Origin of the sequence: Clostridium sp. chh4-2 (assembly GCF_002899675.1) — a bacterium.
In the GTDB taxonomy this organism is placed as follows: domain Bacteria; phylum Bacillota; class Clostridia; order Lachnospirales; family Lachnospiraceae; genus CHH4-2.
This window is the reverse complement of record NZ_PKUU01000014.1, coordinates 67,819-87,213: the sequence shown is the minus strand read 5'-3', so window position 1 is coordinate 87,213 and position 19,395 is coordinate 67,819. Positions and strand designations below refer to the sequence as shown.

Below are 19,395 nucleotides of genomic sequence, written 5' to 3'. Positions count from 1 at the left end.
AATTAATATATCTTATGGTATTGATTAGCTTGATTAATATATTCTATTTTTCTTTATCCGTGTAATACAGATGTCTCGGCAGGCCGTCCACCATCATCGGCGTCAATTCCGCCTGAATTAAAGGCCTCACATAATTCACAAACTCAGAAGTCACGAAATCGCCGGTTTCATTAATCCACTCTCTCGGAACTTTCTTTTCCACATTGGCTACTTTATGTACATCATAAATATCGGTTACGCAGATATACGGATCATCGGAAACACGTTTCAGAATAATCATCTTTCCCGTCTCTCCCTCAAACGCCGCCTTTACCGCAGCACCGCCTACCTGAAATGCCTCTGTAATGTCCACTCTGGACACGATATGGGATGCGCATCTCTGAAGAGAATTGAATTCAATGGCCCTTGTCTTGCATCCGACTTCACGCGAAATCTTCTCAGACAGATATCTGGCCGTTCCGGTCAGCTGCCTGTGCCCAAATGCGTCCACATAATCGATTCCTTCCCGCATCTCGCACACATAGCGCCCATCTGCCAGCTTCACGCCTTCTGAAATAGCCACCACAACGGATTTCTTCACCTTGTGGAGGTTGGATACCTTCTTCATAAATTCATCCACATCAAAGACTACCTCAGGAAGGAAAATCAAATCCGGCCCCTCACAGTCCTCTCCCTTAGCCAGCGCCGCCGCTCCGGTCAGCCATCCGGCGTTGCGTCCCATAATCTCCAATAAGGTCACGTTCTGCTGGTCATACACCAGCCCGTCCCGGATCACTTCTTTTGTAATGGAGCCGATGTACTTGGCCGCGCTTCCGAATCCCGGCGTATGGTCCGTGGCCGCCAGGTCATTGTCAATGGTCTTTGGAACACCCATGAAACGGATCTTGCTACCGTTTAAAATCGAGTAATCGGACAATTTTTTAATGGTATCCATGGAGTCATTTCCCCCGATATAAAAGAAATACTCAACTCCAAGTTTGTCCAGTATCGCAAAAATCTTGTCATAAATAGCCGTATCGTCTTTGATCTCCGGCAGTTTATAACGGCAGGAGCCAAGATAGGCGGAGGGAGTTCGTTTCAGCAGATCGATATCCAGATCGCTGGTAATATGGGTTGACAAGTCAACCACCCGTTCCTCCAAAAGCCCTTGGATTCCGTGGAGCATGCCGTAAACGGTCTTCGCTCCCCTGTCTTTAGCCGTCTTATACACGCCTGCAAGACTGGAATTAATTACTGCGGTCGGTCCACCTGACTGACCTACGATTACATTACCTCTGATATCACTCATAACTACTACCTCCTGAATATTATTCTTCCCCGAACTATGCCTTTGCCAGCATTCCCTGGAGGTTTTTCAGCAGTTATTTCTTCTTTGTATGATAAAGGTGGCGTGGTATTCCACCAACCATAACCGATGGATAGTCACCCTGAATTAAAGGCCTTACATAATCGATAAATTCTTCAGTCACATAAGTCCCCTCTTCGTTAATCCAGGATCTTGGAACCAGCTTTTCCCCATTCGCAATCTTATGTACATCATAAATTCCGGTAGCGCTTTGATAAGGATCATCCGAAACCCGGTCTATTACAACCATGCGCCCCGTATCCCCTTCATCTGCTGCCTTAACCGCGGCGCCGCCAACCATATAAGCTTCATTGATATCCACACGGGAAGCCAGATGAGAGGCGCTTCTCTGCAGCGTGCTGAATTCTACAGCCCGTGTCTTACAGCCAATACTGCCGCTGATAACATTAGCCAGATAATGTGCAGAGCCGGTCAGCTGCTTATGTCCAAATGCATCCACATAATCCGCATTGCCCGACAGCCCGCTTACATATTGTCCGTCAGCCAGCCGGATACCTTCAGATACCGCCACCACAACCGTGTCCTGCTGTTCCAAAAGGGAGTTCACCTTCTCCATGAACTTATCCATGTCAAAAGGAATTTCCGGAAGGTAGATCAAATCCGGCCCGTCGCAGTCCTCACCGGCGCTAAGGGCTGCCGCCCCAGTCAGCCAGCCGGCATTTCTTCCCATAATCTCAATAATTGTCACTAATTTCTTCTTATAAGAGAAACCCAGGCCGTCCCTGATCACTTCCTTGGTCGAAGTAGCGATATACTTAGCCGCGCTTCCATAACCGGGGGTGTGGTCGGTAAGAGCCAAGTCATTGTCAATGGTCTTGGGAACACCCACAAACTTCTGCGTCTGGCCGGTTAAAATCGCATAATCGGACAGTTTTTTTATGGTGTCCATCGAATCATTGCCCCCGATATAGATAAAGCTCTCTATCTCCAATCGGTTTAATATATCGAAAATCTTAACGTAGATTTCCTGGTTTTCATGAATGGCCGGCAGCTTATAACGGCATGTTCCCAGAAATGCAGACGGGGTTCGTTTTAAAATCTCGATATCCAATTCATTCTTAATGTGTTCAGATAAATCTATATACTGTTCATCCAGAAATCCCTGAATACCAAACAGCATTCCATATACCTTTGGTGCACCGCGGTCAATGGCCGTCTTATAAACACCAGCCAGACTGGAGTTGATAACCGCCGTTGGACCTCCTGACTGGCCTACAATAACATTACCTTTCACGCCAACTACCTCCCTAATTTAATTTTCCTTATACATCCCCTTTTTACTCTTTCGCAGCTAAAAATTGCCATGTATCTATTATATCCCAGATACATGGCAAACGCAACTTGATATTCATTCCATACGGCTATTGAATGCGGCTATTCCTGTTCTTCCGTCAAGTCCCCTGCGGACTGCATCACATTGACCGCGTCCAATGTTATTTTCATAATCTCCCTGATTTCATCCTCAGTCATCCTCATCCTGGCGGCCAATTCCGCCAGCGTAGCCTCCCGGCCAAGCTCCTCAGCCATGACCTGAGAGACCTTTTGAAGCACATTTACACGGGCCGCTATCTCTTCCTCGGTCCTGTTTTCCGCCATCTGCTCTTCAATAGCCATTTCCAGCGCCTTTTTGATCTCCTGTTCCAGATAATCCTGAAAATTACCGGTTTCAAAACTGCCCGCAGCCATGGTTAACGCCATGCTGGCTTCCTGTACCAAATCCCCCATGGGAAGTCCCTTGTTCTCATATTCTTTGGCATACTCCAACGCCTGTTTTAAATTTCCTTCAATCAACCGGGCTTTTGCGTCTTCCCTGCCTTGGCGGAGCTGATCTAAAAGAAGAATTTCCTCCTGTTTTGTACAGGGAATAATCTGCTCCAGCTCTTCCAGATACATTTGATAAAAATCGTGTTCCATTTTATTTTCCTCTCTTCTATTCGTGAAGGCGTCTGATTATTTTAAAAATCACTGCGCCTTCCATCACTAATGGGGCATTGTGGGAAAAAAATATGATTCCGTCTGTAGGCGACAGGATCTGGCTCAGAATCTCCCCCTCGTAGGGGTCCAGAATCTCCGCCAAAACGTCTCCCCGGCGCACTTCCTTTCCCGGCGCCGCCATGCTCTTGTATATTCCGGCCATATCGGTTTTCACGCTCATCAGGTCCTCTTCCCTGATCACGCTGGCGATATAGCCGCTGTGGCTGGTATACCTTAAAATTCCCATACGGGTCAAAAAACGCAGTACAGAAGCCACAGCCTGTCTGGCGGAAGCTTCATCAATATGATCCGTGGCGCTGGTATAAAGGGAAAATGCATTGGTATCCCAAATCTGCCAATTATAATTCAACGTAGCCGTATCATAAGGCCTTGGTTTTCGTATTACCACATAAGGGAGTCCGAATAAATTAGCCAGGCTCGCGCTTTGAAATCCTGTTTCCATCATCCTCACATGGGGAATAAAATCTCCTTTCATGTAAAAGCTGGTAAACTGGATGCCATAGCTGTATTTCTGAACCACGTCAAACACGCCTGCAGCGATCCTTTGGGTAGTCTCGCCCTGTGCCTGCCCCGGAAACATCCGGTTGATATCCGAATTATCCACGGTCCAGAACCGTTTCCCAATATTCATGGATGAATGATTCACGGAAGGAATCACCAGAATCTCGTTATTGGAGACAATGGCCCCCTTTTCTTCCAGTTCCTTGAGCGCTTTTACCAATTGGGAGCAAACGTAAAGCTGCTGTATCTCATTTCCCCGGATCGCCCCAACCACGCAGGCCGAAGGCTCCCCCTTACCAAAATGATACCCATAAACGTTCAAATCATCACGATAAGAACCCTTTAAACTGTAAATGATCTCTTTTCTCATCTGTAATCACCCCCTAAAATCCGGGCAATTAAAGATCCCGAGTTTACCACCGGATACTCCCTGAGCGTAAACACCATTCCGTCAAATGGAGCGTACAGAGTTTCCGCCACCGTACCCTGCAGAGGATTCAAAATCACACCGATAGCATCCCCTTTTTTTATATTATCCCAATGCTCCACATGGGGCATAAATATCCCCGGCTCATTAGCATTGATAATGCCAACCTGACCGTCGGTGGAAATGATAGGCTTCTTAGGTTCAATTACCTCCCCATCCCAGATTCCCATCTTCTTCATCACGCAAAAGATCCCGTCCGTCAGCTGATGGCAGTAATCTTCCGTAATCCTCATTCCAACCCCCATTTCCACAACAAGGGTGGGAACCCCTATGGTATTCAGACTGTGAGCCAGCGTCGCCTCCAAAACAGTGGCCGCCGCATAAACCCAGACATAATCAATATTCAGAACTTTTGCATATGGAAGCAGCTTCTCAGCCGTTCCCTCGCTCATGCGGACCTGGGGAATCTCCCTCAGAAAAATGTTGCTGGCATGGATATCGATGCACAAATCCGCCCCCGCAATGTCCTCAACAATCTTGGAAGCCACATATTCCGGCACCGACCCGCTCTCACTTCCCGGAAAAATCCGGTTCATATCCAGATCAAACATAGGAATTCCTCTGGTGACCGAATCAATCCCCAGAGGATTCAATGCGGGAAATATATCGACAATGCCTTTTAAATGCTCCTTGTTCTCATTAATTCTCCGGATCAGTTCATAGCAGACATACTGCCCTTCCAGTTCATCACCATGAGTTCCCGTCACAACACATATTCTTTTTTCATGTCCTGTCAGCGATTCCGGCATCAAGGAATTTTTTTTAACCTTCAGCTTCTCATCCACCGGAAGGCCTACTGAAACCACTGTTTTAACCATGGCAATCTTCCACCTTTTCTCTATATTTACTTCTGCCGGTCTGCCGATCCATGAAAGCAGGTCCTGTTTCAGACCCCTTTCCCAGTTCAGGTAATATTTTATCATATGAGATACAAAATAGTAAATACCCATTCACCGTCTTCCGGTTCCGCATCTATTTACTGCATAGTATCTTTACAATATAATAAAAAGGCACCCAAATGATCTTCGGGCACCTTTACCTTGTTTTGACTATAATGCATCCTTTCAATTTTGTCAATTCCTGCTATCATATCCAAACTGCCATTTCTGCAATTTTATCCAAACTGCCTCTGTAAAGCGTGGCGGAACCTCCTCAGCACAGATCCTCAGAAGTTACTATTCAGAGACCACCGGAGCTGTGAATCGTAACCCTTAGACGGCAAATATCAAAAGTCAAGTACGTTTGGGTATTTACAATTCATCGTTTTTCTGATAAAATGGCCTTGTTTTTATAAGGAGGACTAATAATGGACATTAACTACGAATTATATAAAGTTTTCTACCATGTTGCCATCACTTTAAGCTTTTCCGAGGCATCCAAACAGCTCTTTATCTCCCAGTCCGCAGTCAGCCAATCCATCAAAGTATTAGAAAAAAAGCTGAATCAGACCTTGTTCATCCGAAGCACCAAACGGGTCCAGCTGACGCCGGAGGGGGAAATCCTTTTAAAGCATATTGAACCAGCCATGAATCTGATCAAAAAAGGGGAGAATCAGCTGTTAGAAGCCAATACCCTGAACGGAGGCCAGCTCAGAATCGGCGCCAGTGACACGATCTGCCGCTATTACCTGATTCCGCATTTAAATCAATTTCATAAGATGTACCCCAACGTTCATATTAAAGTTATGAACCAGACCTCTATCGAATGCGCAAAACTGTTAGACAACGGCCAGGTTGATTTCATCATTACCAACTTTCCCAACTCCGCCTTGTCCAACAGCCTGAATACAAGGATCATCAATGAATTCTGTGATGTGTTTGTGGCACATAAAGACTATTTCCCTCTCCAGAGCAAAAAAGTGAGCCTGAGGGAGCTCCAGACATATCCGATTCTGATGCTGGACCGCAAAAGCACCACCAGCGAATTTCTGCATCACATGTTCCAAAAATACCAGTTGGATCTCGTCCCTGAAATCGAGCTCAGCAGCAACGATCTCCTGATCGATTTGGCCCGTATCGGACTTGGAATCGCATTCGTTCCCGATTTTTGCATTCCCGACAATGATAAAGATCTATTTGTCGTCAAACTGGACGAAAAACTTCCCGGACGCCAAATGGTTGTGGCTTTCAACGAAAATCTCCCAATCTCCCAAGCCGCAAAACAATTTATGGATATGCTCTAAAATTGTTATTTAACGGGGTTGCGAGAGGTACGCAGGGAATGGGGAGGCGGGGCCGGAAGGAAACGGTCTGAGAGGGAATCCGGGCCGGGGAAGGAAGATACAGCCAATTGGGATTCGGGATTCGCCCCTAAGAACTACTAAGGCCCGTAAGGACAGAACGAGGCAGGCCAGCGCCATTCGCAGTGAACTCTTGATGACTTCGCTGCTCAGCGGCGCTTTAAAAACTGAGACGGAAATCAGTTTTTACCTGCCTCGTTCTGTCCTTACGGGCCTAAGTAGTTCTAAAGGGGTTCCATACGATCCCAATTGGCTGTATCTTCCTTCCCCGGCCCGGATTCCCTCTCAGACCGTTTCCTTCCGGCCCCGCCTCCCCATTCCCTGCTGGTTTTCGCTAGCCTGGTTAAAAACAATATTTGTGCTTAGGTACTTACGTAGAGCCACATTTATATAGATCGTCAAATATAGATCGTCAAAGGTTTTTCAAAAATGCCTTCATGTTTTACTTTAAACGTCAAAGCTTTTCGCAAAAAGACCTCACCCTTTACATTAAATCCTCAAGGCTTTTCCGAAAATGCCTTCATCCTTGATGTAAAAACTTACTTACAATCCCCCCAAATCTTTTTTTCCTCAGCCAGCCAAGCAACAGCCGGAAAGAAGGGGAAACCTGGGCGGGCGGCGGAACTAGAGAAAGACAGGGGATCGTGTGCAGACCCTTAGTGATACTTGGTCGGCAAGAGCGGAAAAAGGCAGACAAATACTGAATTCCGAATCAGTATTTGAGGCGCCCTTGAACGATGAAGTCATAAAGAGTTCATCGTTCAAGGGCGCCGCGCTGCCTTTTTCCGCTCTTGGCGGCCTAGTATTACTTAGGGTCGAAACCCGAATCCCCTGCCTTTCTCTAGTTCCGCCGCCCGCCCAGGTTTCCCCTTCTTTCCGGCGTTTCTTAGTTAACTAAAGATTTACGTTTTCCAAAATTCTTTTACGGTGGATTCTACTTGGTTTAGGCGGACTACCTGATAGTGATCCCATTCTCTTGGAAATAGCTGTTGGTAATCCCTTTGGAGAAAGCGTTCGTCTAGGAGAGCGATCACCCCGCGGTCATTTACAGTGCGGATCACTCTGCCTGCTGCCTGCATTACTTTATTCATGCCGGGGTATTGATAAGCAAAGTCAAAGCCTTTTTTCTCATGTTCCTCAAAATATCCTTTTAAAATTTCCTGTTCGGTGCAGACCATTGGCAGTCCTGTGCCGACGATTATCGCCCCGATCAGCAGATCTTCCTTTAAATCGATACCCTCGGAAAAGATACCTCCCATCACGCAGAGTGCGGCCAAAGACTTTTCACGGCCTGATTCAAAAGAACTTAAAAATGTATCCCTTTCCGCTTCTCCCATATTGGTTTCCTGCACAATGTATTCAAATTCGTCCGATAATCCCGGCATCTGTTCCATGATCGATTCCACCGCATGCAGGTATTGGTAGGAAGGAAAAAACACCATGTAATTGCCGGGTTTGCCGGACACAATTTTTCTGATATATTCTACGATTTTCATGTATTCCGGCGCATTCCGGCGCTTATAGCGGCTGCTGACATCGGATGCAATCATTAAAAGCCTGTTTTCACGAGGAAATGGAGACATTGCATATACTGCATACTCTTCCAGATTTCCGCTTAAAAGCTCTTTGTAGTACAGAACCGGAAGAAGGGTTGCGGAAAAAAATACGGTGCTGTTTCCCTTATCCAGACAGTTCTTTAAATTATTCGCCGGATTGATGCAGAACAGCTTCAGCTTAAACTTTCCATCCGGCAGATATTCGGTATAAATCCGGTAAGAATCGTCCACACCTTCAAATAAGTTCAAAAAATCACGAATCTGAAAATAGAAGTCCAGCACTAGATCCCTGTCCTCAAATTCCGGATTATCTTCCATAAATTTTTCCAGCTCACCAAACATTGTCATAACCGCCATGACAAAATGATTAATTTCCGGTAAAATCACATAAGAGGGGCATTCCCGCTTCATCTCAAGAAGAATCGCATTGCACCGATCTAAAAGCTTAGAAAGTTTGGACGAACGCTCTTTGATAATACGTTTCACCAACAGCACATCTTCTTTTACAATTTCCGCACTGTACATCTCCCTGGCTCTGGATACGAGGTTATGGGCCTCATCCACCAAAAACAGATACTCCCCTGAAATTCCTTCTGAAAAATAGCGTTTTAACTTCACATTCGGATCGAAAACATAGTTGTAATCACATATAATTCCATCCACCCAGTTACTGATATCCAGGCAGAATTCGAATGGACACACCCGGTATTTTTCTGCATATTCCAATATTACTTCCCTGTTTATCCCTGTTTCCTGGTGTATAATATCGTATACAGCGTCATTTACACGGTCAAAATGTCCTTTGGCGTAAGGGCATGCATCCGGATTACATTCCGCTTTTTCCAGAAAGCACAGTTTGTCCTTTGCGGTGATCGTAACAGTTGAAAAACAGAGGTTTTTATTCCGAAGAATAGAAAAAGTTTCCTCTGCCACACTTCTCGTAATTGTCTTAGCGGTAAGATAAAACAGCTTATCCCCTTTTCCTTCTCCAATGGCTTTTAAAGCTGGAAAAACCGTGGACAATGTTTTCCCAATTCCAGTTGGCGCCTGGATGTAAAGATTCCGCTTCTGGCTGATTGCACGGTAAACGGATACCGCCAGGTCCTTCTGTCCTTCTCTGTATTCAAATGGAAATTCCAGGTCGTGTATGGATTCATCCCGCCAGACTCCATGCTGGTATAAAAATCTGGCCCATTTCACATATTCGTGAATCAGTCCATCAAACCACTGGGATAATTCATCAAAACCTTTCTCTTCCTGAAAGCGTTTAATCTCCTCTGTTTCAATATTACAGTAGGTCATCTGTATTTTAATAGAAGACAGCTGATGGTCATGGCACCAGATATAGCCGTAACACATAGCCTGGGCCATGTGCACAGGAACCGGCTCGGTCAAATACTGCAGATCCATATAAACGCCTTTAATTTCATCTATGATCACACCTGACGGCCGTTGAATCACTCCGTCAGCCCGCCCTTCCAATACAATCTCATATTCATCTTCATCGACCGTATGGCGCAGCGCCACTTCCGCTTTATAATCCGCGCCCATACGCTTTTGTATCTTTCGGTGCAGCTTGCTGCCAGCCTGCATCGCATCTTTTTGTGCTCCGGCTAAACGCCGGTTATCCAAATCTCCGCCTCGGAGGACAAATTCAACCAGGTTGCGGACAGATAATTTAATACTCTTTTTCTCTTTATTCATCCCATTTTCTCCTCCGATTATTTTACACTAAAAAAGCAGGAATTGTAACCCTCTGTTTACAATCCCTGCTCTCTTTTCACTTATGCTTTTCTAATTTCTATGCGGCTGTCTCTTTACCAGCTGACTTTTCATTTAAAAACTCTTCAAACGCTTCATTATCTCCGCTAAACTCTACAGTCAAAACCCGGGTTAAATCCAAGCTCAATACGCCCAAGATGGATTTTGCATCAATTACTACTCTATTATAGTATACATCAATATCAAAATCACATTTGGAGGCAGCTGCAACAAATTCCTTTGCATCTTTAATCGTTGGCAACATAATTTTTCTTTGTTTCATAAACAGGACTCCTTTATTAAAATAAATGCGATTTAAAAGTGTTGGCTTATTTATATCATGATTGGCAAATCTTGTCAAATTTCATTTCTTCGTCATTATTTTTAAACTTATTAGTCATTTTTTCTCATATATGGATTGTATATCAATTGTCATTGTGCATTTTGTTCTTCAACCGTGATATTGGTAAAAAAATATTAACTTTTTCGTTTTATTTCGTGACACTTTTCTACAAATGGCAAATGGTAAATTTATGTAAAATTTCTATTAGATTCTCGATAAATCTCCGTATGACAAGATTTTAAAATTTTTTTTAAAAAATATTTTAAAACAATTGACAATACTTTCAGAATATGATATTATTACCAAGCGTTGTTAATGACGCATCGCTCTTAGGGGAATAGTTCAATGGTAGAGCAACGGTCTCCAAAACCGTAAATGGGGGTTCGAGCCCCTCTTCCCCTGCTTCCTTTATGGGAATAGATGTAGCAATCTAAAAGTGTGGAAGATGCCTGTAAGCCTTTATTTATAAAGGGTTGCAGGCATTTTTGTTTTGTCTCTGTTTTATCTGCTTCCGTCAAATCAATTTCTCTGTTTTTGATTACCTTTTTATAAATCCTATTCTGTTAAAATTTCAAACAATATAAAGCACCAGCATCCTTAGCTCCGGTCTGCTCCCATAATTTTACTAAAAAAGGCATTTATAAGAATAATCTGCTCTGATTTTCCAAAATAAAATCTTGTCTTCTCAATCCCAGAGACTCCATCTCATTCAGACCTGTATTTCTTTTTCTTTCAATTCCCGCTTGTTTTAATAATCTTTTTAACTGAACAGATGTTATCTGAAACGTCTTCCTGACAAGTTCAAAATTCCCGCCGCTTCTTTGATAGACCCTCACCACTTCAGATGCAGTCCAGTCACAGATTATAATATCATCGAATTCTCTCATCATCCTATCAACTCCTGCTCATTCTATATAATATGGACTGTAGATCTTAGCCGCAGTCTCCAAGCTGATTTCCGCGTCACATGATCTCCCATCGTATCGGAATAGATCTAAGGGATTCTCATACCCTTCCGATCTGTTTTGACTGGCTTTAACCTTTATATACTCCTTTAGCGTCCTCATAAACTCCTTATCACCGTCTTATGCGATTTTTATTTCCTGATTGTGCCTGCTTTCTCTTATGCTTTCCGCATTCTCAAAACCATAAACTACAGTTTTCTATGGCTTTATTTTTTAATTAATCAATATTTTCAGAACATACGTTCGTCTATTTCTTATTTAATAGTAACACCACCTGCTTTTTCTGTCAAGAACATTTGTTCGCTCGTTTTTTCAAATTAAAAAAATACTGCTTCCAGCGCCAGTGCGAATATCTACGCAGAATCTGACACGCTGAAACCAGTATTTCTCTAGTCTGGCAACAATCTATTTGCATGATTTTTTACATCAATCCTCAAGGCATTTTTCAAAATGCCTTCACGTTTTACTTTAAAACAGCTCCATGGCCTCTCTCACGCTGCTGACCCCCAGCAAATTAATCTTGCCTTTTTTCTTCATCTTATCCAAGCACACCTGAGGCAGGATACAGGTCTCAAATCCCAGCTTGACGGCTTCATTCACCCTCTGTTCCGCCATGGACACCGCCCTCACTTCTCCTGACAGCCCTACCTCTCCAAAAACAATGGTTTTGCTGTCTAACGGTCTGTCCTTATAGCTTGAAACAAGAGCCATGACGATGGCTAAGTCGATTGCAGGCTCATTCATCTTCATGCCGCCTGCTATGTTGATATAAGCGTCCATATGGCCCATCTGGTAGTGACACCGTTTTTCCAGCACAGCCATCAGCAGGTTCACCCGGTTGTAATCCGTACCAGCTGCGGTTCTTCTCGGCATATTAAAGCTGGTTTCTGTCACCAGCGCCTGCACTTCCAAAAGAATGGGCCTGGTGCCTTCTAAGGAGCAGGCTACTACAGCGCCGGAAGCGCCCTGGGGGCGTCCGTTCAGCATGAATTCCGACGGATTCTCTACCTCAGCCAAACCGCTTTCCTGCATTTCAAAAACACCGATTTCATTGGTGGAGCCAAAACGGTTTTTAACCCCTCTTAAAATGCGGTAGGATGCGTTTCTTTCCCCTTCAAAGTACAACACCGTATCCACCATATGCTCCAGCACTCTCGGCCCTGCTACAACGCCTTCTTTGGTCACATGGCCTACGATAAAAATTGCAATTCCCATGCTTTTTCCGATCTGCATCAGCAAATTGGTGGATTCCCTTACCTGGCTTACGCTTCCGGGGGCGGCCGTGACCGCTTCGCTGAACATCGTCTGGATAGAGTCGATGACAACCACATCCGGCTTTACTTCCTTTATCGTCTCTTCTATGTTTTCCAGGTTTGTCTCACACTGGAACAGCAGCTCTCCCGTAATTCCGCCGATTCTGGCCGCTCTCATCTTGATCTGCTTTAAGGATTCCTCGCCGGATATGTATAAAATCTTATTGTTTGAAGCAGCCAGATTTCTGCACACCTGCAGCAAAAGAGTGGATTTTCCGATTCCGGGATCGCCGCCCACCAGCACCAGGGAGCCTGCGACAATTCCGTCCCCGAGCACACGGTCCAGTTCTTTGAATCCGGTGGGAATCCGGTCCTTTTCTTCCAGAGATATCTCATCTATCAGAACCGGCTTTGTTTTAAGCAGGCCTTTGCTTCTGGAAGCGGTTTCCTTTTTTGCAACCGGTTCTTCCACCAACGTATTCCATTCTTTACAGGCCGGACACTGACCCATCCATTTGCTTGATTCATAGCCGCATTCTTTGCAGAAAAAAGCGGTTATCTTCGCTTTTGCCATAATTTCCTCCTGATCTTCCGCTCAAAAAAGCATCATCTACTTTAAAAGGGGCCGCTGCAATGCAGCGCCCCCTGTCCTATCACAAACTAACGTTTTACAATCTTAACACTGGCCGCGATTCCCTCTTCCAGTTCTACGCTGGCAACCAGCTTACCGCTCATATTGGTTTTCATTCCGCCAACAATCACATCATCTACGTAAACTTCATATTCCGTATCGTCATCCAGCTGAACCGTTAACTGGGCGTCTTTGTTGCCTTCCACTTTAAATGTAACGCCGTCGTCGGTCACTTCAAAATCTTCCACTGTGGTTCCCGGCACTGATTCATATACAAATATTCCATTACGTTCCAGTTTGGTTATCTCATAGAAAGTTTTTACTTTATATAAATCACCATGAAAATCATAATCCTCAACTTTGGTCTTTTTCTCCAGCTTGTAGTTTCCAAAACTGATCGTTCCGTTTTCTCCTGTACGGATTAATTCTTCGATTACTGGCATGTGTTTGCCCTCCTGGTATTCTTTTCTATTACTTATCTTCCTCTTTTTAGCGGCCGGAATGAAAATCCCAGCCGCTGTCAACACCCATCGGCGTATCTATAGTATACATCATACGCCTTCTCTTGGCTAGTGATTTATCAAGACCTGAGTCGAAAATTTCAATCCGTTTTCCTCATCCTTATCTACCAGAACCGTATCCCCTGCTTTAACATTTCCATCCAGAATCTCTTCTGCCAGTTTATCCTCTAACTGGTTCTGAATCGTCCTGCGCAGAGGCCTTGCGCCGTATTTCTCATCATAACCTTTATCGATTAGGAATTCCTTAGCCTGATCCGTAACTTGTAATTCGATGCTCATCTGCTGCTTTGTCCGCTTCATGATGCTTCCCAGCATGATGGATACGATCTCCTTCATGTGATCCTTATTTAATGGATGGAATACGATAATATCATCAATTCTGTTTAAAAATTCCGGTTTGAAGATCCTCTTCACCTCTTCCATAACCCGGTCTTTCATAAACTTATACTTTTCATTCTCATCGGAAGCGGAACCGAATCCCAGCCGCTTCGGTGAGATGATGTTTTCAGCCCCGGCGTTGGAGGTCATGATCAGGATCGTGTTTTTGAAATCAATTTTGCGTCCCTGTGCGTCCGTGATATGGCCGTCGTCCAGGACCTGCAAAAGGATGTTAAATACATCCGGATGGGCTTTTTCCACCTCGTCGAACAGAATTACGGAATACGGGTTTCTGCGGACGCGTTCGCTTAATTGTCCGCCCTCTTCATATCCCACATATCCTGGCGGGGAGCCGATCATCTTGGAAACGCTGTGCTTTTCCATATATTCGGACATATCCACCCGGATCAGGGAGTTCTCCGTGCCGAACATGGCCTCTGCAAGCGCTTTTGTAAGCTCTGTTTTGCCCACTCCCGTAGGTCCTAAGAACAGGAAGGAACCAATAGGGCGTTTCGGATCTTTCAAGCCCACACGGCCTCTTCTGATGGCCTTTGATATGGCGGTGACCGCCTCTTCCTGTCCCACGACCCTCTGATGGAGAATGGATTCCAGTTTTTTCAGGCGCTCCGACTCTTCCTCTTCCAGTTTTCTTACGGGAATCTTCGTCCAGCCGGATACGACGTCAGCAATCTCGTTCTCACCTACTGTCAGGGTTCTGGTGGTCTTTTCCTTCTGCCATTTGGCGCGGAGCTTTTCGATCTTTTCCCTCTTTTTCTCCTGCTTTTTCTTAATATCACCTGCTTTTTCATAGGCTTCGGCCTTGATGGCTTCTTCCTTCTGCTTTTCTAAGACTTCAATGTCCTTTTCCAACGCTTTAATATCTTCCGGTTCGATAAAATTGGTCAATCGGATCTTTGAAGACGCCTCATCGATCAAATCGATCGCCTTATCCGGAAGGAAACGGTCGTTGATATAGCGGGCCGACAGCTTCACTGCGGCCTGGAGGGCCTCATCCGTAATCTTTACCTTATGGTGGTCTTCATAGCGGCCTCTCAAGCCTTTCAGAATCTCAAATGTCTGTTCTTCCGTCGGTTCTTCTACGGTTACCGGCTGGAAACGGCGTTCTAGCGCTGCATCTTTTTCAATGTATTTTCTGTATTCTTCAATGGTTGTGGCGCCGATCAGCTGGATCTCTCCTCTCGCCAGGGACGGTTTCAAAATGTTGGACGCGTCAATGGCGCCTTCCGCCCCGCCGGCCCCGATGATCGTATGAATCTCATCGATAAATAAAAGCACCCGGCCGTCTTCCGTCACTTCACTCAATACTTTCTTGATTCTCTCTTCAAATTCACCACGGTACTTGGAACCGGCCACCATTCCTGATAAATCCAGGGTAACCACCCGCTTATCGGCAATGGTTTCCGGAACGTCTCCTCCGGCAATCATCTGTGCCAGACCTTCCACCACGGCAGTCTTACCTACTCCAGGTTCTCCGATCAGACAAGGATTGTTCTTAGTACGGCGGCTTAGTATCTGCACCACCCTCTGAATCTCCGGTTCCCGTCCGATCACAGGGTCCAGTTTTCCTTCTCTGGCAAGCTCAGTTAAATCTCTGCTGTAGCTGTTGAGCACAGGCGTGCTGGACTTGCCTTTCGCGCTTCTGCTGCTTTGAAGCTCTTCTTTATTGGCCGGGGCATCTTCTCCCATGGCGGACAATACGTCAATATAGATCTTCTGGATATTCACGCCCATGGTGTTTAAAAGTCTGGAAGCCACGCAGTCATTCTCACGGATCATGGCGATCAGAAGATGTTCGGTTCCGATTAAAGGCGCTTTAAAGCGTACCGCCTCCCTATAGCTGTTTTCAATCACCCGTCTTGCGCTGGGCGTATATCCATTCTGCTCTTCCATGCGCACCATATTGTTGGGTGCGATCAGCTGGCTGACCAGTTCGATTACTTTCTCTTCTTTTACGTTGTTTGATTCCAGTACTTTGGCCGCCACTCCGCTGCCTTCCTGCATCAGGCCGATCAGCAGGTGCTCGGTTCCAATATAACTATGCCCCAGCTCTTCTGCAGCATCGACCGCAAGGGTGATTGCTTCCCTTGCTTTCGCTGTAAAACGGTCTATCATAATTTGTGTCCTCCTTTATAGAATGTCAGGTAATTCTCTTCGCAGATAGGCAGCTCTTGCCACATCTAATTCCTGCTTATCCAGCGGTCTGTCTGACAGCTTCTGTAAATTAGCCGGCTGGATTCCCAGCATCAGCCGGTAAATCGAGCACTCTTCATTGGTTTTAATCAGGCCGTCCGCAATTCCGGCCAGCAGCTGAGACAGAAATGTCATGGCATCCCGTCCTGACAGCCTTCTGGCATATTTTAACACTCCATAGGATTTATATGCCTCGTCTTCCCGCTCTAAGCGGTGATTTTTTAGCGCCATCTGCCTTACCTGGGTTTCCTGGTTATTCAGCTGTACCGCAGCTTTGCCGACCAGGTCAACGATCTCCTTTTCCGTAAGGCCCAAGGTCTTCTGATTGGAAATCTCAAACAGAGCACCGTAATTCTCCCTGCCTTCTCCGTAAACGCCTTTAATGCTGACGCCAAACCGGCTCAGATCGCTGATTAACGCCTGGAATTTTTTGCCCATGGACAGGGTCGGCAGATGGATGATTACAGAAGCCCTCATTCCTGTGCCCACATTGGTAGGGAAGGAAGTGAGATAGCCGTACTTTTCATCAAATGCATAATGAAACCTGGAGTTGATGTAGTCGTCCGCCTGATCCGCCTCTTTCCAGGCTTCTTCCAGGTGAAGTCCCGGCTTCAGCACTTGAAGGCGGATGTGGTCATCGCCGTTTAAGATCAGGCAGATATCCTCTTCCTGCGATATTATGATCCCCACCGGCTCTTTTTTAGACACCACTGAGGAATTCAGCACGCGGCGTTCCCTAAGGGCCCGCCGATCCAATTCGCTGAGCTCTTCCAGATCGCTGTATTCATAAGTTTTCCCATTTAATTCGCTTAAATCTCTAAGGCCGTATTCCAAACGCCGGATCATCTCCTGGCTCTGTTTTGCGGAAAGTTTCTGGGGAAATGCATATTCATCCCAGTTTCTTGCAAGCCTGACACGGCTGCTGACAACGTTGGGTTTTGCCTTATCCACTTCTTCAAACCATTTAGCCATCTGCGTTCCCTTCTCTCAATTCCTTTATTTTATCACGGCACTGGGCCGCAAATTCGTATTCTTCTGTTTTAAGCGCTTCCTGAAGCCTTGCATTCCAGGCCTGAATCTCTTCTTCCAGGCTGTCATATTCCACATCCGTCTGTCCGGCTGTGTTCTCATCCTTTTGAGACTGGTAAAGGGGACGCTTGCCGATATGGGTATCGCTTCCCTGAAGCTGTTTAATGCTGTCATTGATCAAAAGATCAAAAACTCCATAACAGTCAGCGCATCCAAAACGGCTGTTTTTCACAAACTCATCATAGCTGGTGCCGCAGGTGGGGCAGACAATCTGATGAAGCTTTTCTTCCTCCGGACTGCTCTGTTCATTCCCCAAAAGCCCTGACAAGAGCTTTGCAAGAGGAAATTCTCCGTCAAAAATGGCGGAATACTGTCCAAAATCCATCTCTTTCGCGCACTGGGTGCAAAAATTATGCTGTGTTTTCACTCCGCCTATCACTTCTGTATATTGAATGCTGGCTTCTCTGATTTTACATCTTTCACATAACATATTAACCTCGATTCCGCCGCTTGCCGCGGCATAAGTTTAATTGACAGGCAGCTTTAAAATACTGGTACGGCTGCTCTCAGGCTCACTCCTTGGAACTGTTGGAAAACAGGTCATATAATTCGTCGACCAGTTGATGAACCTCGTTCCGGCTGACATTTTTACAGATTCCTCTGGCTAAAACAACCGCCATATCATCCCGCATCTCACTGATCGCCTGCATCTTATCAATGTCCAGCGATATAACAGCGCCCTTGCGGCGGTCCAGCTTCACAAAGCCCTCCTGCCTCAATACAGAATATGCTTTGTTGACCGTATGCATGTTGATTCCTATATTGTCTGCCAGCTGGCGCACCGACGGAAGGGGGTCTCCTTCCCGAATCCGCTCTGTTGCTATCCCGATAATAATCTGATTGCGAAGCTGGATATAGATTGCCTCATCGCTGTTAAAATCAATATTTAATAGCATAGTTTCACCATCTTTCGTTATATCTGTTATAGTTATATTAGCACACCGTATTCTTTTTGGCAATATCTAAATTTTTCAAATTCCACAACTCCGCCGTTTTCCGTTGATACAGAAAAGAATTCCCCTCGTGGGATTCTCCTCCTGCGGCGGGTTGCCTCAGCAGCATTATACCTGATCGCCGCAGTATGAACCCGACCGGAGGGCTTTTTCTATCATAAGAGCGCTTTCTTATAACAGAAAAAACTCCGCCCCCAATCAGATATATAATTCTGCATTCTGATTGGGCGCGAAGCCTTTTTCCTATGTATAACTGCTTCTAAAACCATCACGGTTTCCTCTATCTGGATTTGCAAATCTCCCGGTAAAGCCCGGCCACTTCCTGATACTGGTACAACGCGTCATAATCCTTTCCGTTATAGCTGATTCTGCGCGTCGTTACTGCTCTCGGATTGCGTTTCGAGATTTCCCGGACAATCTCATTTCCCACATTTTCTTTCATAGAAACTGTCATTCCGTCGCCGCGGCTGTCCACTACAAACAGAGTGGGATTCAGACGCTCCCCGTTGACTATCGGTTTTGCCTCAAAAAAAATTGCGGCCACATCAACGATCCTATAAAGACCGCTGTATTTAATCGGCATCATAAGAGGCAGTTTAAACCAGTTGTTCGTGATTATACCGCTGTCAAACTTGGACTGTTTTGTCAGCTTTTTATCAAGACATGCGACATATGCTTCGCCGTTCAGAAATTCTCTGTCAAATTCATTCAGTTCCGCTTCCGTATAACCGCTTTTTTTCATATAATACTTCATATATCCTGCTGTATGCCTCTTATCCAGAAACACACCGGGAACGATGAAAACTGCGCCCAGCACCAAGCCCCCTGCCAGTAAAACGGCTACCGCTGACAGACCTAAAATCGTATATAATGCTGCCGCTAGTATAATCGCAATTACAATAAAGCAAACTCCCGCCGCAATCAGGCCGGCTCCTGCCCCGCCTCTTGACCGGGTGTATTTTAAATGGCTTCCCTCCCGGCTCATTTCCTTTTTCAACTTCTCATCCATCTGAACTATCATTCAAAGGCCCTCCGTGTGTGTATTTTCCTCTTGTATTGTATCAGATGGTTTCCAAAATTACAATTACGAGTTATACTTGAAGTATCAAACCGGAGGCCGCACATAGACCGAAAGGCTGGACGGTT

At 45.5% G+C, this 19,395-nt stretch carries 16 protein-coding genes and 1 tRNA gene; 2 read left to right on the top strand and 15 right to left on the bottom strand.

Going from position 1 to position 19,395, the window contains the following annotated elements:
* Positions 1–43: 43 nt before the first annotated feature.
* The 5 genes from C0033_RS15530 to C0033_RS15510 form a co-directional block, all read right to left on the bottom strand.
* Positions 44–1,288 carry a 6-phosphofructokinase gene (locus C0033_RS15530; RefSeq protein WP_103228800.1) on the bottom strand — a complete coding sequence of 415 codons (1,245 nt, stop codon included), beginning with the start codon at positions 1,286–1,288 and terminating at the stop codon, positions 44–46.
* A 73-nt stretch (positions 1,289–1,361) separates the two neighbouring features.
* Positions 1,362–2,600: a 6-phosphofructokinase gene (locus tag C0033_RS15525; RefSeq protein WP_103228799.1), complete on the bottom strand. Its 1,239-nt coding sequence runs from the start codon at positions 2,598–2,600 to the stop codon at positions 1,362–1,364.
* Positions 2,601–2,740: 140 nt separating this feature from the next.
* Positions 2,741–3,280 (bottom strand): sigma-70 domain-containing protein, encoded by a 540-nt coding sequence (locus tag C0033_RS15520; RefSeq protein ID WP_103228798.1) that lies wholly within the window; start codon positions 3,278–3,280, stop codon positions 2,741–2,743.
* A gap of 16 nt (positions 3,281–3,296) precedes the next feature.
* Positions 3,297–4,232 (bottom strand): M14 family metallopeptidase, encoded by a 936-nt coding sequence (locus tag C0033_RS15515; protein ID WP_103228797.1) that lies wholly within the window; start codon positions 4,230–4,232, stop codon positions 3,297–3,299.
* Positions 4,229–5,167, bottom strand: a complete 939-nt coding sequence (locus C0033_RS15510; RefSeq protein ID WP_103228865.1) for a M14 family metallopeptidase — start codon at positions 5,165–5,167, stop codon at positions 4,229–4,231. Before C0033_RS15510 ends, C0033_RS15515 begins: the two co-directional genes overlap by 4 nt.
* A 488-nt stretch (positions 5,168–5,655) precedes the next feature.
* Between C0033_RS15510 and C0033_RS15505 the strand changes: the two genes are divergently transcribed.
* Positions 5,656–6,531, top strand: coding sequence for a LysR family transcriptional regulator (locus C0033_RS15505; RefSeq protein WP_103228796.1), 876 nt, complete (start codon positions 5,656–5,658; stop codon positions 6,529–6,531).
* Positions 6,532–7,490: 959 nt separating this feature from the next.
* Here the strand turns inward: C0033_RS15505 and C0033_RS15500 are convergent.
* On the bottom strand, positions 7,491–9,848 hold the full coding sequence (locus tag C0033_RS15500; RefSeq protein WP_103228795.1) for an ATP-dependent DNA helicase: 2,358 nt from the start codon (positions 9,846–9,848) through the stop codon (positions 7,491–7,493).
* Between the two features lie 97 nt (positions 9,849–9,945).
* The gene (locus C0033_RS15495) at positions 9,946–10,188 is read right to left on the bottom strand and encodes an HPr family phosphocarrier protein (protein WP_103228794.1); all 243 of its coding nucleotides are present in this window, start codon (positions 10,186–10,188) and stop codon (positions 9,946–9,948) included.
* A gap of 391 nt (positions 10,189–10,579) precedes the next feature.
* Between C0033_RS15495 and C0033_RS15490 the strand changes: the two genes are divergently transcribed.
* Positions 10,580–10,650: transfer RNA gene (locus C0033_RS15490), tRNA-Trp, on the top strand.
* Positions 10,651–10,886: 236 nt separating this feature from the next.
* Here C0033_RS15490 and C0033_RS15485 read toward each other — a convergent pair.
* From C0033_RS15485 to C0033_RS15450, 8 genes are all read right to left on the bottom strand, one after another.
* A complete protein-coding gene (locus tag C0033_RS15485; RefSeq protein WP_103228793.1) occupies positions 10,887–11,138 on the bottom strand; it encodes a hypothetical protein in 252 nt (83 codons plus the stop codon).
* A 543-nt stretch (positions 11,139–11,681) separates the two neighbouring features.
* Positions 11,682–13,040, bottom strand: a complete 1,359-nt coding sequence (radA, locus tag C0033_RS15480; protein WP_103228792.1) for a DNA repair protein RadA — start codon at positions 13,038–13,040, stop codon at positions 11,682–11,684.
* A gap of 86 nt (positions 13,041–13,126) precedes the next feature.
* Positions 13,127–13,540: an endosialidase gene (locus C0033_RS15475; protein ID WP_103228791.1), complete on the bottom strand. Its 414-nt coding sequence runs from the start codon at positions 13,538–13,540 to the stop codon at positions 13,127–13,129.
* 126 nt (positions 13,541–13,666) lie between these two features.
* On the bottom strand, positions 13,667–16,129 hold the full coding sequence (locus C0033_RS15470) for an ATP-dependent Clp protease ATP-binding subunit (RefSeq protein WP_103228790.1): 2,463 nt from the start codon (positions 16,127–16,129) through the stop codon (positions 13,667–13,669).
* Between the two features lie 15 nt (positions 16,130–16,144).
* Positions 16,145–17,179: an ATP--guanido phosphotransferase gene (locus C0033_RS15465; RefSeq protein WP_103228789.1), complete on the bottom strand. Its 1,035-nt coding sequence runs from the start codon at positions 17,177–17,179 to the stop codon at positions 16,145–16,147.
* On the bottom strand, positions 17,172–17,726 hold the full coding sequence (locus C0033_RS15460; protein ID WP_103228788.1) for a UvrB/UvrC motif-containing protein: 555 nt from the start codon (positions 17,724–17,726) through the stop codon (positions 17,172–17,174). Before C0033_RS15460 ends, C0033_RS15465 begins: the two co-directional genes overlap by 8 nt.
* Positions 17,727–17,808: 82 nt before the next feature.
* A complete protein-coding gene (locus C0033_RS15455) occupies positions 17,809–18,192 on the bottom strand; it encodes a GntR family transcriptional regulator (protein WP_103228787.1) in 384 nt (127 codons plus the stop codon).
* 337 nt (positions 18,193–18,529) lie between these two features.
* Positions 18,530–19,270 (bottom strand): hypothetical protein, encoded by a 741-nt coding sequence (locus C0033_RS15450; protein WP_103228786.1) that lies wholly within the window; start codon positions 19,268–19,270, stop codon positions 18,530–18,532.
* Positions 19,271–19,395 lie beyond the last annotated feature (125 nt).

Coding starts and splice junctions, on each gene's coding strand:
- C0033_RS15475 (WP_103228791.1), bottom strand. CDS start 13,540: ATGCCAGTAATCGAAGAATTAATCCGTACAGGAGAAAACGGAACGATC.
- C0033_RS15450 (WP_103228786.1), bottom strand. CDS start 19,270: ATGATAGTTCAGATGGATGAGAAGTTGAAAAAGGAAATGAGCCGGGAG.
- C0033_RS15460 (WP_103228788.1), bottom strand. CDS start 17,726: ATGTTATGTGAAAGATGTAAAATCAGAGAAGCCAGCATTCAATATACA.
- C0033_RS15455 (WP_103228787.1), bottom strand. CDS start 18,192: ATGCTATTAAATATTGATTTTAACAGCGATGAGGCAATCTATATCCAG.
- C0033_RS15510 (WP_103228865.1), bottom strand. CDS start 5,167: ATGGTTAAAACAGTGGTTTCAGTAGGCCTTCCGGTGGATGAGAAGCTG.
- C0033_RS15465 (WP_103228789.1), bottom strand. CDS start 17,179: ATGGCTAAATGGTTTGAAGAAGTGGATAAGGCAAAACCCAACGTTGTC.
- C0033_RS15515 (WP_103228797.1), bottom strand. CDS start 4,232: ATGAGAAAAGAGATCATTTACAGTTTAAAGGGTTCTTATCGTGATGAT.
- C0033_RS15500 (WP_103228795.1), bottom strand. CDS start 9,848: ATGAATAAAGAGAAAAAGAGTATTAAATTATCTGTCCGCAACCTGGTT.
- C0033_RS15505 (WP_103228796.1), top strand. CDS start 5,656: ATGGACATTAACTACGAATTATATAAAGTTTTCTACCATGTTGCCATC.
- radA (WP_103228792.1), bottom strand. CDS start 13,040: ATGGCAAAAGCGAAGATAACCGCTTTTTTCTGCAAAGAATGCGGCTAT.
- C0033_RS15485 (WP_103228793.1), bottom strand. CDS start 11,138: ATGATGAGAGAATTCGATGATATTATAATCTGTGACTGGACTGCATCT.
- C0033_RS15495 (WP_103228794.1), bottom strand. CDS start 10,188: ATGAAACAAAGAAAAATTATGTTGCCAACGATTAAAGATGCAAAGGAA.
- C0033_RS15520 (WP_103228798.1), bottom strand. CDS start 3,280: ATGGAACACGATTTTTATCAAATGTATCTGGAAGAGCTGGAGCAGATT.
- C0033_RS15470 (WP_103228790.1), bottom strand. CDS start 16,129: ATGATAGACCGTTTTACAGCGAAAGCAAGGGAAGCAATCACCCTTGCG.
- C0033_RS15530 (WP_103228800.1), bottom strand. CDS start 1,288: ATGAGTGATATCAGAGGTAATGTAATCGTAGGTCAGTCAGGTGGACCG.